The organism is Micromonospora wenchangensis (genome assembly GCF_002210435.1).
Classification (GTDB): Bacteria; Actinomycetota; Actinomycetes; order Mycobacteriales; family Micromonosporaceae; genus Micromonospora; species Micromonospora wenchangensis.
The window spans coordinates 66,728-80,761 of the sequence record NZ_MZMV01000010.1 but is presented as its reverse complement, the minus strand read 5'-3'; the positions used below and the strand labels follow the sequence as shown (position 1 = coordinate 80,761).

Annotated in this window: 11 protein-coding genes; 7 read left to right on the top strand and 4 right to left on the bottom strand. The window is 73.3% G+C overall.

What is annotated here, in order from left to right:
• Positions 1-148 precede the first annotated feature (148 nt).
• Positions 149-3,019 carry an alpha/beta fold hydrolase gene (locus tag B5D80_RS08280; protein ID WP_088643200.1) on the top strand — a complete coding sequence of 957 codons (2,871 nt, stop codon included), beginning with the start codon at positions 149-151 and terminating at the stop codon, positions 3,017-3,019.
• Positions 3,019-3,921 (top strand): ABC transporter permease, encoded by a 903-nt coding sequence (locus B5D80_RS08275; protein WP_088643199.1) that lies wholly within the window; start codon positions 3,019-3,021, stop codon positions 3,919-3,921. The genes B5D80_RS08280 and B5D80_RS08275 overlap by 1 nt, the downstream gene beginning before the upstream one ends.
• A gap of 115 nt (positions 3,922-4,036) precedes the next feature.
• Here B5D80_RS08275 and B5D80_RS08270 read toward each other — a convergent pair whose 3' ends face one another.
• On the bottom strand, positions 4,037-5,209 hold the full coding sequence (locus tag B5D80_RS08270; protein ID WP_088643198.1) for a sensor histidine kinase: 1,173 nt from the start codon (positions 5,207-5,209) through the stop codon (positions 4,037-4,039).
• Positions 5,206-5,862: a response regulator transcription factor gene (locus B5D80_RS08265; RefSeq protein WP_088643197.1), complete on the bottom strand. Its 657-nt coding sequence runs from the start codon at positions 5,860-5,862 to the stop codon at positions 5,206-5,208. Before B5D80_RS08265 ends, B5D80_RS08270 begins: the two co-directional genes overlap by 4 nt.
• Before the next feature lie 124 nt (positions 5,863-5,986).
• On the opposite strand from B5D80_RS08265, the gene B5D80_RS08260 reads away from it, so the two are divergent.
• The 4 genes from B5D80_RS08260 to B5D80_RS08245 all read left to right on the top strand — a co-directional run bounded on the left by B5D80_RS08260 (position 5,987) and on the right by B5D80_RS08245 (position 9,627).
• Positions 5,987-6,529 carry a hypothetical protein gene (locus B5D80_RS08260; protein ID WP_088643196.1) on the top strand — a complete coding sequence of 181 codons (543 nt, stop codon included), beginning with the start codon at positions 5,987-5,989 and terminating at the stop codon, positions 6,527-6,529.
• A complete protein-coding gene (locus B5D80_RS08255; RefSeq protein ID WP_088643195.1) occupies positions 6,526-7,659 on the top strand; it encodes a peptidoglycan-binding protein in 1,134 nt (377 codons plus the stop codon). The genes B5D80_RS08260 and B5D80_RS08255 overlap by 4 nt, the downstream gene beginning before the upstream one ends.
• Before the next feature lie 28 nt (positions 7,660-7,687).
• On the top strand, positions 7,688-8,374 hold the full coding sequence (locus B5D80_RS08250) for an ABC transporter ATP-binding protein (RefSeq protein WP_211291436.1): 687 nt from the start codon (positions 7,688-7,690) through the stop codon (positions 8,372-8,374).
• Positions 8,375-8,451: 77 nt separating this feature from the next.
• A complete protein-coding gene (locus tag B5D80_RS08245) occupies positions 8,452-9,627 on the top strand; it encodes an ABC transporter permease (RefSeq protein WP_211291435.1) in 1,176 nt (391 codons plus the stop codon).
• 143 nt (positions 9,628-9,770) lie between these two features.
• Here B5D80_RS08245 and B5D80_RS08240 read toward each other — a convergent pair whose 3' ends face one another.
• Positions 9,771-11,528, bottom strand: a complete 1,758-nt coding sequence (locus B5D80_RS08240; RefSeq protein ID WP_245854338.1) for a hypothetical protein — start codon at positions 11,526-11,528, stop codon at positions 9,771-9,773.
• Positions 11,529-12,518: 990 nt separating this feature from the next.
• Between B5D80_RS08240 and B5D80_RS08235 the strand changes: the two genes are divergently transcribed.
• The gene (locus B5D80_RS08235; RefSeq protein WP_088643193.1) at positions 12,519-12,968 is read left to right on the top strand and encodes a DoxX family protein; all 450 of its coding nucleotides are present in this window, start codon (positions 12,519-12,521) and stop codon (positions 12,966-12,968) included.
• Between the two features lie 54 nt (positions 12,969-13,022).
• On the opposite strand, the gene B5D80_RS08230 is transcribed toward B5D80_RS08235, so the two are convergent.
• The gene (locus tag B5D80_RS08230) at positions 13,023-13,745 is read right to left on the bottom strand and encodes a hypothetical protein (RefSeq protein ID WP_088643192.1); all 723 of its coding nucleotides are present in this window, start codon (positions 13,743-13,745) and stop codon (positions 13,023-13,025) included.
• Between the last annotated feature and the right edge of the window lie 289 nt (positions 13,746-14,034).

Sequence of the window (14,034 nt, the reverse complement as noted above, 5' to 3'; positions counted from 1 at the left end):
GCGTGAATTCACGTAATCCGAATTCGTTCTGCGTGAACGCCGGGTGACCTTGTGCGGTTTGCCCTGTCCGACCGACGATCGGCTGGCCAGGACGGACGTACGGCGGATCTCAGCCAACGCTCAGCTTCCGGGCCGTACCGTGAGCCGAATGAAATCGCCGTTGTCGGCCGCACGGGTCCGTCGTGCCCTGCCCACCGGCCGTCGCGCGGTAGCCGCGTCGGTGGTCGTCGTCCTGCTGGCGGCGGTCGTCGGCTGGGCGGTCTGGCCGGACCGGCCGGATTTCCGCACCGAGTCGACCATGCTCACCGTGCGCTCCGGACCCGCCGGTGACGAGCCCGTCGACCTGGACACCACGTTCTACCTGCCCGAGGGGGCGTCGGCCGACCGGAAGGTCCCGGCCGTGCTGCTGGCGCACGGCTTCGGCGGTACGAAGGACTCCGTCCGCGCCGACGCCGAGGACCTGGTGGGCCAGGGCTACGCGGTGCTGACCTGGACGGCGCGGGGCTTCGGCCGCAGCGGCGGGCAGATCCACCTGGACAGCCCCGACTACGAGGTGCGCGACGCCCAGCGGCTGCTGGACTGGCTGGCCGCCCGCCCCGACGTGCGTACCGACGCCGCCGGTGACCCCCGGGTCGGGGTGGTCGGCGGCTCGTACGGCGGCGGCCTGGCCCTGCTGCTGGCCGCCCAGGACCCCCGGGTCGACGCGATCGTCCCCATGATCACCTGGAACGACCTGTCCCGCGCCTTCCTGCCGGAGAGCACCGGTAAGCCGGCCACCGAGGGCGTGTTCAAGAAGGGTTGGGCCGGCATCTTCTTCGGGGGCGGCGGCAGCGCCGGTTCCGGGCCGGCCGGGCTCTCCGGCAACACCGCCGCCGCCCAGCCGGAAGGGGCCCCCGCGTCGGCCGGTGCGCCCAGCCCGCAGCCAGGTGACGGGCCGGGTAGCCGGTCGCCGCGCGCCCCGGGGGCCGCCGCCGACCCGTCCTGCGGCCGGTTCGCCGCCGACGTCTGCGCCGCGTACCTGCGGATCGCCACCACCGGGCGGGCCGACCAGGCGGCGGTGGACCTGCTCCGGCGCTCCTCCCCGGCCGGCGTGCTGGACCGGATCAAGGCCCCCGCCCTGCTGGTGCAGGGCGAGGCGGACACCCTCTTCCCGCTCACCGAGGCGGACGCCAACGCGCGCGGCATCGCCGCCGGCGGCACCCCCGTGGGGGTGGCCTGGTTCACCGGCGGCCACGACGGCGGCACCGGGCCGACCAGCGACTCCGACCGGGTGAAGTACCTGACCGTGCAGTGGCTGGACCACTACGTCAAGGGCACCGGCGCGGCCCCCGGTGACGACTTCACGTTCTCCCGGATCGCCGGCTTCGACGCCCTCGACCGGGGACTGGTCGCCACCGGGTACCGCACCGCCGACTATCCCGGGGTGACCGGGGACGCGCGGCGGGAGGTGCCGGTGACCGGGCCGGCCCAGCCGGTCGCCAACCCGCCCAACGGCAACCCGGCGGCGATCTCCGCGATCCCGTTCGCCGGGTCGCTCGGCTCCCTGCTCGACGGGGTGGCCGGCGACGTGCCCGGCCAGCACGCCCGGTTCGAGTCGACGCCGCTGGCCGAGGCGGTGGACGTGGTGGGCGCGCCCACCGTCACCGTCCGGGCCGCGTCGGCGACCGGCGAGGCGGTGCTGTTCGCCAAGCTCTACGACGTCGACCCGGCCGGCGCGGCGACGCTGCCCGACGGGCTGGTCGCCCCTATCCGGTTGACCGGGCTGCCGGCCACGATCGACGCCGCGCAGCCGGTCCGGGTGACCCTGCCGGCGATCGTCCGTCGGGTCGAGGCCGGACACCGGCTGCGGGTGGTGCTGGCCACCGCCGACCAGGCGTACACCACGCCGGCCGCGCCGGCCGTCTACACGGTGGCGGTCGACGGGGCGGTGAGCCTGCCGACGGTCACCGCCTCGCCTATCCCGACCACCGCGACGGTGTGGCGCTGGGTGCTGGTCGGCCTGCTGGCCGCGATCCTGGTCGGGCTCGTCGGGCTCGTCGCTGTGGTCCGCCGCCGGCACCGCCGCCAGGACGACTCCGTCCACCCCGAGTACGCGGGCATCCCGCTCGCCGTCCGCGACCTGCGCAAGGAGTACGCGGACGGGTTCGTCGCGGTGTCCCGGGTGGACTTCGAGGTGCACCCCGGCCAGGTGATGGGGCTGCTCGGCCCGAACGGCGCGGGCAAGACCACCACCCTGCGGGTGCTGATGGGCCTGACCCAGCCGACCGCCGGGGAGATCTACGTCTTCGGGCACCGGCTGGTGCCCGGCTCGCCGGTGCTGTCGCGGATCGGCGCGCTGGTGGAGGGGCCCGGTTTCCTGCCGCACCTGTCCGGCCTGGACAACCTGAAGGCGTACTGGCGGGCGACCGGGCGGCCGTGGGCCGACGCGCACTTCGACGAGGCGTTGGAGATCGCGGGACTGGGCGACTCGGTGCACCGGCGGACCAAGAACTACAGCCACGGGATGCGGCAGCGGCTGGCCATCGCGCAGGCCATGCTGGGCCTGCCGGAGCTGCTGGTGCTCGACGAGCCGACCGACGGGCTGGACCCGCCGCAGATCGCGGAGATGCGCCGGGTGCTCCAGCGCTACGCCACCGACGGCCGGGCGGTGCTGGTCTCCAGTCACCTGCTGGCCGAGGTGGAGCAGACCTGCACGCACGCGGTGGTGGTGAACAAGGGCCGGATCGTCGCCTCCGGTCCGGTCGAGGAGATCGTCGGCGAGTCGCCGAGCACCCTGTTCGAGGTGACCGACCAGGCCGCCGCGCGGGAGGTGCTGGGCCGCCTCGACGCGGTGCAGGTGCTGACCGCCGACGACGCCGGTGGGCTGGTGGTGGACACGAACGGGACCGCCCGCAGCGAGGTGGTGGCCGAGCTGGTCCGGGCCGGGATCGGGGTGGACCGGGTGGTGCCACGGCGTCGCCTGGAGGACGCGTTCCTCGCCCTGGTGGGCGAGAACTCTCGGGGAAGCGGTGACCGGTGATGGCAGGTTCTTCGGTGGGTTCCCCGTCGGGTGTGGGGGAGTTCGGGCCGGGTGGGGCGGCGGCCGGGTACCGGCCGGGGGCGACCCTGCCGTTCGGGGCGGAGTTCCGCCGGCAGGCGTCGCGGCGGCGTACCCAGTTGGCGCTCGGGTTCATGGTGCTGCTGCCGTTGATCATCCTGGTGGCGTTCCAGTTCGACTCCGGGGACGACGACGGCGGGGGCGGGGGCGAGTTCGCCAGCCTCGCCGACCTGGCCACCTCGGGCGGGCTCAACTTCACCCTCTTCTCGATCCTGGTGTCGGCGTCGTTCCTGCTGGTCGTGGTGGTGGCGCTGTTCTGCGGTGACACGGTCGCCAGCGAGGCGAGCTGGGGCAGCCTGCGCTACCTGTTGGCGGTGCCGGTGCCCCGGGCCCGGCTGCTGACGGTGAAGCTGCTGGTGGCGCTGGCGTACTCGGGGCTGGCCCTGCTGTTGCTGGCCGGCACGGCCCTGCTCGCCGGCACCCTGCGCTACGGCTGGTCGCCGCTGACCAGCCAGGTCGCCGCCGAGCTGACCCCCACCGAGGGGCTGGTGCGGCTGCTGGCGGTGCTCGGCTACCTGGCGGTGGTGCTGCTGGTGGTGGCCGGGCTGGCGTTCCTGCTGTCGGTGGTCACCGACGCCGCGCTGGGTGCGGTCGGTGGCGCGGTGCTGCTGTGGATCCTGTCCAGCATCCTGGACCAGATCACCGCGCTGGGGGTGCTGCGCGACTTCCTGCCGACCCACTACAGCAGCGCCTGGCTGGGCCTGCTGTCCACCCCGATGCAGACCGACGACGTGGTCCGGGGTGCGATCTCGGCGGTCAGCTACGCCACCCTGTTCTGGGGTCTGGCCTTCTGGCGCTTCACCCGCAAGGACGTTACGAGCTGACCCGGCCCGTCTGGCGGCTCGCCGTCGCAACGGGGCCGATGTTGCGCTATCACTGCCGTCGGATACCGCAACACGGGCCCCGTTGGGTCGATCACGACCGGGGTTGCGGGGCCGGTCAGGAAGGGCTGGGCAGGGAGACGGTGACCACCAGGCCGCCGTCGGGGCGGGGCACGGCCCGCACCGTCCCGCCGTGTGCCCGCGCCACCGCCCGGACGATGGACAGCCCCAGGCCGAAGCCCCGCTGACCGGCGACCCGTTCCCGGTTGAGCCGGCGGAACGGCAGGAACATCGTCTCGACCTCGTACCCGGGCACCACCGGCCCGCTGTTGCTGACGGTCAGGGTGGCCCGGCCGTCGACGACCGCCGTGGCGACCGAGAGCCAGCCGTCGACGTCGACGTTGTGCCGGACGGCGTTCTCCACCAGGTTCTGGGTGAGCCGTTCCAGCAGGACCGGGTCGCCGGCCGTACGTGCCGGGGCCAGTTCGCGGGTGACGGCGAGCGTGGTCGACCGGGCGGTCTGCTCCGCGACGTGCCCGGCGATCTCGGCGAGGTCCACCTCGGCGTGTTCGGCCAGGGCGTTCTCCGAGTCGGCGAGGGTGAGCAGCCCGTCGATCAGCCGTTCGTGGCGTTCGTTGACGGCCAGCAGGGTCTCCCCGAGCTGCCGCAGTTCGGGTGGGGAGTCCGGCCGGGTGATCGCCAGCTCCACCAGGGACCGGTTGATCGCCAGCGGGGTACGCAGTTCGTGCGAGGCGTTGGCGACGAAGCGCCGCTGCCCGTCGAAGGACCGGTCGAGGCGTTCGAGCATCAGGTCGAACGTGTCGGCCAGCTCCTTCACCTCGTCGGTCGGCCCGACCAGGGCGATCCGTTCGTGCAGCCCCCGGCCCGCCCCGTCGGCCCCGGCGATCCGGCGGGCGGTGCCGGTGATCTGCTGCAACGGCTGCAACGCCCGGCCGGCGACCAGCCAGCCGAAGGCGACCGCGGCGATGGTCACCACGGCCAGTGCCACCCCGCCCTGGGTGAGCAGCGAGTCCAGGGCGTCGCGGCGGGCGTCGTCCTGCACCTGCCGGACGATGGTGCGCAGGTGTTCGGCCTGGTTGGCGCTGATCTGGGTGCCCTGCGGCAGCGAGATCGAATCCTTGCCGCCGCTGCCGCGCAGGTTGAACCCGAGACCGTGGGCGAGCCGCTGGTCGACGAGCACGTACGTCACGGCGAGCAGCACCGTGCCGGCGAGCAGGAACAGGCCGCCGTAGATGAGGGTGAGCCTGGCCCGGATCGTCGGTTTCCTCATCGGATCTGGTATCCCACCCCGGGCACCGTCTCGATGACCGGCGGGTCGCCGAGTTTGCGGCGCAGCTTCATCACGGTGACCCGCAGCACGTTGGTCATCGGGTCGATGTGCTCGTCCCAGGCCCGTTCCAGCAGGTCCTCGGCGGAGACGACCGCGCCGTCGGCGCGCAGCAGCTCGGCCAGCACGCCGAACTCCTTACGGGACAGCGGCACGAAGTGCCCGTCCCGGGTGACCTCCAGCCGGGACGGGTCCAGGACGATCCCGGCCCGGCTCAGCTTCGGCGGGGCGGCCGGCCGGGTGCGCCGGGTCAGCGCGTGCACCCGGGCGCTCAGCTCGACGAACGCGAACGGCTTGGTGAGGTAGTCGTCGGCGCCGATGGCCAGGCCGGCGACCCGTTCCCGCACGGCGGCGGCAGCGGTCAGCATCAGCACCCGGGTGTCCCGTTCGGCACGGACCAGGGCCCGGCACACGTCGTCGCCGTGCACGACGGGCAGGTCCCGGTCGAGGACGACCACGTCGTACCCGTTGACGCCGATCCGTTCCAGGGCCGCGTCGCCGTCGTACGCGACGTCGACCGCGAACGACTCCCGGCGGAGCCATTCGGCGATCGCGTCCGCGAGCAGCTTCTCGTCCTCGCACACCAGTACGCGCACCGTTCCATCCTCGCCTATGCCGGGATAACCACCGCGTTAACGCCATCGCTTATGCCCTGGATACCGCCTCAGGAGTTGAGTTATCCGTAATGCCGGCTCTCTGCCGGCCGAAGGGAGACCGACGATGCGACGAAATCCACTGGGCCTGCTGCTGGCCCTGCCCGTGCTGGCGGCGCTGGCCCTGAGCGGCTGCCAGGGCGGGGGCGACGACGAACCCGGGGTGGCCACCGCCGGTGGCGGTGGCGCGGAGCCCTCGGTCTCCGCCGCCGGGCTGAGCGACGAGCAACGCCAGCTCAAGTTCACCGCGTGCCTGCGGGAACAGGGCCTCGACGTGCCGGACCCGCAGCCGGGGCAGAAGGGGCCCCGGTTCGACGCGGGGTCGGACATCGACCTGGGCAAGGTGCAGGCGGCGCTGCAGCAGTGCCGCGAGTACGCCCCCAACGGCGGTCAACCCCGGCAGCTCGACGCCGAGCAGACCGAGCAGGTCCGCAAGCTGGCCGGCTGCATGCGGGAGAACGGCGTGCCGGACTTCCCGGACCCGGCCGCCGACGGGCGCATCCAGCCCGGCCGGGCCAACATCGACCTGAAGGACCCGAAGGTGCGGGCCGCGTTCGACAAGTGCCGGGAGATCATGCCCAACCTGGGTGAACGCCGGAGGACGTCATGAGCACCACGGCCCGTCCCGCCGAGTCGACCGCCACCGCACCCGACGAGCCACCGACCCGGCGGCGACGTCCCCGGGCCGGGGTCCTCCTCGGTGCGGTGGCCCTGCTCGTCGTGGCGGTGGCGGTCGTCGCGGTCACGTCCGCCGCCGACGGCCGGGCCGACCGGTCCGCCGCCGTCGACCGGCCGCCGGCGACCGCCACCGTGACCCGGCAGACCCTGGTCGACCGGGAGACCAAGAACGGCGAGCTGGGGTACGGCACCCCGCGCGCCCGGGAGAGCCGGCTGTCCGGGACGGTCACCTGGCTCGCCCCGGGTGGCGCGACGGTCAAGCGGGGCAAGGCGCTCTACCGGATCGACGACGAGCCGGTGGTGCTGCTCTACGGCGGCCTGCCGGCGTACCGGATGCTGCGGTCCGGGGTCAGCGGCACCGACGTCAAGCAGTTCGAGCAGAACCTCGCCGCGCTCGGGCACACCGGCTTCGACGTCGACGAGGACTTCACCTCGGCGACCGCCGACGCGGTCCGCGACTGGCAGGAGGACCTGGGCCTGCCGGAGACCGGCCAGGTCGAACCGGCGCGGATCGCCTACGCCCCCGGCGAGGTGCGGGTGGAGAGCCACGCCGTGGAGGTGGGCGACACCGTCGGCGCGGGCAAGGTGGTGCTGTCGACCACCGGCACGGCCCGGCTGGTCACCTGCACCCTGGACGTCGAGGACCAGCGGCTGGCCCGCAAGGGCGCGGAGGTGACCATCACCCTGCCGGACGGCACCCGCAGCACCGGCAAGGTCGACACGGTCGAGACGGTGGTGCAGACGTCGGCGGCGTCCGGCAAGGACCCGGAGACCGAAACCAAGATCGAGGTCACCGTCACCGGGGACGACCCGAAGGTGCTGGCCGGCTACGACAAGGCGGCGGTGGATCTGGGCCTGATCGCCTCGGAACGCGCCGACGTGCTCTCCGTACCGGTCGCGGCGCTGCTCACCCTCGCCGAGGGCGGTTACGGGCTCCAGGTGGTGGAGGAGACCGGCACCCGGATCGTCGCGGTGCGCACCGGTCTCTTCGCGGCCGGCCGGGTGGAGGTCTCCGGCGAGGGGGTCACCGCGGGCATGACCGTGGGGATGCCCGGTGACTGAGCCGGCCCGGCCCGCCGGCCCCGACCACGTGGTCGAGCTGCGCGACGTCACGAAACGGTACGGCGACACGGTCGCCGCCCTCGGCGGGGTGTCGATGACCGTCGACCGGGGCGCCCTGGTGGCCATCGTCGGCCCGTCCGGGTCGGGGAAGTCCACCATGCTCAACGTGATCGGCACCCTGGACCGGCCCAGCTCCGGCGCGGTCCGCATCGACGGGTACGACGCCGCCCGGCTGTCCGACCGGGAACTGTCCGCGCTGCGGGCCAGCCGGATCGGGTTCGTGTTCCAGCAGTTCCACCTGGCTGCCGGCGTACCCCTGGTGGAGAACGTGGCGGACGGCCTGCTCTATGCCGGGGTGCCCCGGCGGGAGCGGCGGCGGCGGGCGGAGGCGGCGCTGCGACGGGTCGGCCTGGGGCACCGGCTGGACCACCGGCCGCACCAGCTCTCCGGCGGTGAGCGGCAGCGGGCGGCGATCGCGCGGGCGGTGGTCGGTGAACCGCCGCTGCTGCTGGCCGACGAGCCGACCGGCAACCTCGACTCCAGCTCCGGTGCGGGGGTGATGGAGCTGCTGCACGAACTGCACGCGGCCGGCACCACCGTCGTGGTCATCACCCACGACCGGGAGATCGCGGCGAGCCTGCCCCGGCAGGTGCAGATGCGCGACGGGCTGATCGTGGCGGACTCCGCCGCGCCGACCGGAGGGGTGCTCCGATGACCACGACGCCACTGCGGCCGACCGGCGCGGGACGCCGGGACGGCACCGGGCGGCCGGAGCGGCTGCGACCGGCCCGGATGAGCCCACGGGACGTGCTGCGGGTCGGCGGCGTGGGGCTGCGCACCCGGCCACTGCGGGCGTTCCTGTCCGCCCTGGGCATCGCCATCGGCATCGCGGCGATGATCAGCGTGGTCGGTATCTCGTCGTCGTCCCGGGCCGACCTGGACCGGACGCTGGCCGCCCTCGGCACCAACCTGCTCACCGTCGCGCCGGGCAGCACCCTGTTCGGTGCGGACGCCCAACTGCCGGTCGAGGCGGTCGGCATGATCAGCCGGATCGGCCCGGTACGTCAGGTGTCGGCCACCGCGCAACTGGCGGACACCCCGGTCTACCGGTCGGACCGGATTCCGGCGGCGGAGACCGGTGGCCTGGGCACCCAGGCGGTGGAACTGGACCTCCTCGACACCGTCGGCGGTTCGCTGGCCAGCGGGACCTGGCTCAACGAGGCCACCGCGCGGTATCCGGCCACGGTGCTCGGGTCGGTGGCCGCCGAGCGGCTCGGCCTCGGCGCGGCCGGGCCGGACATCCAGGTGTACGTCGACGGGCGGTGGTTCACCGTGATCGGCATCCTGCGGCCGGTCCCGCTCGCCCCGGAACTCGACTCGTCGGCGCTGGTCGGCTGGCCGGCCGCGACCACCTACCTCGGCCTGGACGGGCATCCGACCCGGATCTACACCCGCTCGGCCGAGCAGCACGTCGAGGCCGTGCGGGCGGTGCTGGCGGCGACGGCCAACCCGGAGCAGTCCAACGAGATCCAGGTTTCCCGGCCGTCGGACGCGCTCGCCGCCCAGCAGGCCACCGACGAGGCGTTCACCGGCCTGCTGCTCGGGCTGGGCGCGGTGGCGTTGCTGGTCGGTGGGGTGGGGGTGGCCAACACCATGGTCATCTCGGTGATCGAGCGGCGGGCCGAGATCGGGTTGCGGCGGTCGCTGGGTGCCACCCGGGGGCAGATCCGGACCCAGTTCCTCGCCGAGTCGCTGCTGCTGTCCGCCCTGGGCGGCGTCGGCGGGGTGCTGGTCGGTGCTCTGGTCACCGCCGGTTACGCCAGCTCGCAGGGGTGGCCGACGGTGGTGCCGCTCTGGGTGGTGGCCGGCGGCATCGGGGCGACCATCGCGATCGGCGCGCTGGCCGGGCTCTACCCGGCGATCCGGGCCAGTCGGCTCTCGCCCACCGAGGCCCTCGCCGCCCCGTGACCGCCCGGCCCGGCGTCGCCCGGTCGGCGACGTGCCCCCGGCCCGCGCGGCACACCCGGTGACGGGCGTGACGCGCGGGCCGGGGTGGTCCGGCGGCCGGTGGGGACCACCCCGGCCGCCGGGCCACGGTCAGCCGGCCGGGGTCACCGGCGGCTGACCTTGATCAGCTCCCAGCCCCCCTTGGGGACGCCGGGCGTCGGGTCGGTACGCAGGTTCATCGGGTTCGCCATCCCGACGTAGAGCGTGGAGCCGTCCACGATCATCGTGCGTACCCCCTGGTTGAGCGGGTTGCCGAAGCCTCCGGTGTCGACCGCGCGGGCCGGGCGGTCCGGCGCGTCGAACGCCCAGAGGTCGGAGCCGAAGGTGGGCGGGGTGGTGGCACCGGCCGCAGGAGGCGTCGGCAGTTGGCCCTCCAGCGAGATGTAGGCGAAGTCCATGGTGCCGATGTAGAGCCGGCCGCCGGCCACCGCCATCTTCCAGGCGTACAGGTTGAACGGGTCGCCGAAGCCGGAACCGCCGTAGACCGGGGTCACGCCGGTGGGTGCCGGTGCCCAGGTGCCCACGCCGTTGTTCGCGGTCGGGTCGAAGGCCGGCAGGGTCGACTCGCCGTAGAGCGTCTCGATCCGCTCGTGGGCACCGCCGAGGTTCTGGCCCCGGAAGACGGCGAACGCCCGCTGGGTGTTCTGCACGGTGGCCTGGAGCTGTGCCGGGGTGCGCGGCGGGTACACCGAGACGTGCAGGGCGGTCGCCTGCAGCGGCACGTGCATGGTGCCCCAGTAGAGCCGGCCGCCGAAGGAGGCGAGCCCACCGAGGGCGTACGCCCGGCGGACCACCGGGTCCGGCTCGTACTCGGCGGCCGACCAGACCTGCGTCCAGTTCCCGGCGTCCTCCGGGTTGAGACCGGGTGCGCCGGCGGCGAGCAGCGGGCTCATCCAGATGCTGGCCAGGTCGTTGGGGTCGTCGGCCGGGGGTGGCGCCAGCGGGGTGCCGCTGTCGCCGGGGGCCACCGTGTCGACCGGGGACGGGGCGACGGCGCCCTCGACGATCGCCTTGGGCCAGGTGGAGACGTAGAGCCGGCCCTGGTGTTCGGTCAGGTCGGCGACCTGGGTGGGCAGGTCGGCGACCTCGGTGAACGCGAACGGGGTGGTGCGGTCACCGGTCCAGCGCAGCACCTTGCCCGCCTCGCCGCCGTTGATGCCCACGCCGACCCCGGCGTAGAGCACGCCACCGGCCACCACCCAGTGCCTGATGTTCTCGTACGCGGAGAGGTTGGTCGCGCCGAGGTACCGGCCGGTGATGCCGTCGAAGGCGAACACGTTGACCCCGCCGATCACGCTGGGGCCGGCGAGCAGCACGACCCCCTGGTGGGCGGCGGCGCTGCGCAGCCCGGCCGTGGTGTTCAACAGGTTGGCGTCCGCCGGGGAGGCCGACGTGATGTCGGCGGTGCGCTCGGTGAGCCGTTCGGTGGCCAGGTCGTAGGTGTAGACCTCGGGGGCGCGGTGGTCGCCGAGGGTGGCCGGCCAGGCCGGATTGTTCCGGGCCGGCTGGCTCTGGTTGAACTCGCAGACGTAGTCGGCGTTGAGGATCGGCTCCCGGACCTGGTAGCCCTTGGGCTTCAGGCAGAGCACGTTCGCCCCGGTGCCGAACCAGAGTCGGCGGCCGGACTGGGCGAGCCCCCAGACGTACGACTGGTTGACCTTGGGTTGGCCTACGGCGCAGGGCGGCCCGGGGGGATAGTCGACCCCGACCCCGGCGAAACACTCGTCGGCGGCGGCCTTGGCGAGCAGCCGTATCGATTCGGGCCGGGTGTCGGCGCTGGCCGGGGTGGCGAGAAGAGGTAGCAGAATCAGGGTGCCGAATGTGGCCAGCAGTCGTGACGGCAGGAGTGGTCGACGTCGCACGGTGGTCCTTTCCGGGAATGCGGGTCGAGGTGGCGTCAGCCGGGACGGGGAGCTGGCGGACCGCTCTCGACCAGGGGGGATGGATGGTCGACGTGACGCACGGAATTGCCTCACCGGTCGACTGGGTCACCTCGTCCGGTGGAAATGGAAAATTGCCGGCACGAGAATCGCGGGCCGGTCGGGGGTGGTGTGGGCGACTGATGAATCCGGGGGTGGGTTCGCAGTTCCGGGCGTAACGTATTGACGAGGTTAACGTATTACGGCGGTCGTTACCGCGATGCGGGTTGTTAAGGATTATTGAACTGCCCGGCGGGTCGGTCGGAGCCGTGGGCGGCGGCCCGGACGCGACGGGGGACGCCCCGGCGCGGGGGCCGGGTGAATTGCTGATGGGTCCGGCTTTCGGGGTCTCCCGGGAATACCGCGCCAACCGGTTGCTGTCGTCCGAAGCCGGCGCGCGGGCCGGGGTGGACGGTCGTGGGCGTCGGCTGCCGCCGGGGCGGGAGGCGGGTCTCCATGCCTGCCGACGCCTTCAGTCAACGTGCACGTGGCGGGGCGGTGGTGCGGTGACGCCGGCCGGGGCGGGGGTCGGACGCGGCGGTCGGTGGGTCGTGCCGGCCGCGTCGCCCGGCGGGTGGCGGTCGGGGGCGGACGGTGGTGCCGCCTGGCTGCGGCGGACCCGCCGGAGGCTACGCGAATTGTGCGCATATTCATTTACCATAAACATTGCCTATGAACTTGATGACAGTTAATTCATAGTTAACAATCATTACGTTCCCGGCCGCGCCGACCGCCCCGACGGGCGGTCGGCGCGGGCGCGGTGGGCGGGTTGGACGCCGGCCTCCCCGGCGTCGGCCGGCGGGCGGCGACCAGGGGTGCGGAAGGTGGGGTATTGTCTCGCGGCGGGATCTTCCCAGTAACAAAGAATTTATCGATTTAACTGCTTCGATGCCTCATCATGGGTGGGAAGTAATCCCTTCCATGGAGGTTCCCATGAACGTCTCTCGGCTCGGCGGGCCGACCCTGTCCCTGTACCGCATCGTCATCGGCCTGCTGTTCATGCTGCACGGCCTGTCGTCGGTCTTCGGGTTGTTCGGCGGCAACCCGATGACCGGCAAGGCTGTCCCGTTCGGCACCTGGCCGGGCTGGTGGGCCGCGCTGATCCAGCTGGTCTGTGGCGCGCTGGTGCTGGCCGGCCTGTTCACCCGGCCCGCGGCGCTGCTCGCGTCCGGCTCGATGGCGTACGCCTACTTCGTGGTGCACCAGCCGGAGGACCTGCTGCCGCTGCGCAACGGCGGCGAGCTGTCCGCGCTGTTCTGCTGGTCGTTCCTGCTGATCGCGGTGCTCGGCCCGGGTTCCTGGGCGCTCGACACGCTGCTCGGCCGCCGGCGCTCCGACGCCCCGGCGGCCCCGGCCTCCGAGCCCACCTCGGTGCCGGTCTGACGTACCCGCGTCGCCGGGGCCGCCACGACGCGGCGGCCCCGGCGACGCGGCAGGTCAGGGGTTGTAGGGAGCGTCGGTGTGGCTCACCTCGGTGAGCGTGCTGCCGGCGAGCTTGTAGACCGAGGTGCGCTTGATGTCCAGCTCGGCCATGCCCCGGCTGGGGCTGCGGGTCAGCCAGACCACGGTGGCCCGCCGCCCGGCCACGCTCACCGACACGACCGGGGTCCGGTCGCCGAGGTCGGTCAGCGCCCGGAACACCGGCAGGCCGCCGCTGTTGCGCCACACCGCGACGGTGTAGAAGGTGCCGCTGCCCCCGGAGTTGATCGAGACCACGCCGACCGCGTCGTCCGCGCCGTCGCCGTCGAGGTCGCCGATGCCGCAGGGCTTCTGGAGCGTCACGGTCGCGCCGTCCTCGCCCGACCACTGTCCCTCGGTCAACGGCAGGTAGTCCGGATAGCCGTTGTAGGGCGTCTTGCTGCTGCCGAGCTTGGCACCCGCCAGGTGGGCACAGGTCAACGGCGCCTTGACCACCGGTGCCGGGGCGGTGGTGGTGGCCGCCGGGGCGGTGCCGGGGGCGCTCTTCTTCTGCTGCGGGGTCGGCTCGACGTCGGTGGGCGTCGGCTCGGGCGTGGCCGCGTTCAGCACCGACGCGGTCGAGGGCTCGGTGGACGGGCCGACCGTGGGCGCCGCCCCGTCCGTCGTGCCCTGCTCACCCCCGCACGCGGTGAGCAGGCAGACCAGGGCGAGGCTGGTGAGGCTCAACGGTATCCGTCGCATTGCCGGGGGTCCTCTCTCGACGTCAGATCACCCGCACCGTACTGATCGATGGCAATGCCGGTCATCGGCTCCACGGCCGGCCCGGGTCGGCCTGTCGGAGCGCGGTCAGGGGCCGACCGGGGGGCCGGCGTACGGCGTTCTCCGCCCCGTGCGTACGGGCGTGTTGAGCTGGAAACTTGCCCGAAACATCGGTGCCGACCGGGGTGTCCGGCCGGTGCCCGGCGGCGGGGTGTCCAACGCCATGGTTCACACCGTGGGAAGCAGGCTGGGCGATGGCCGCGAAGCTGCC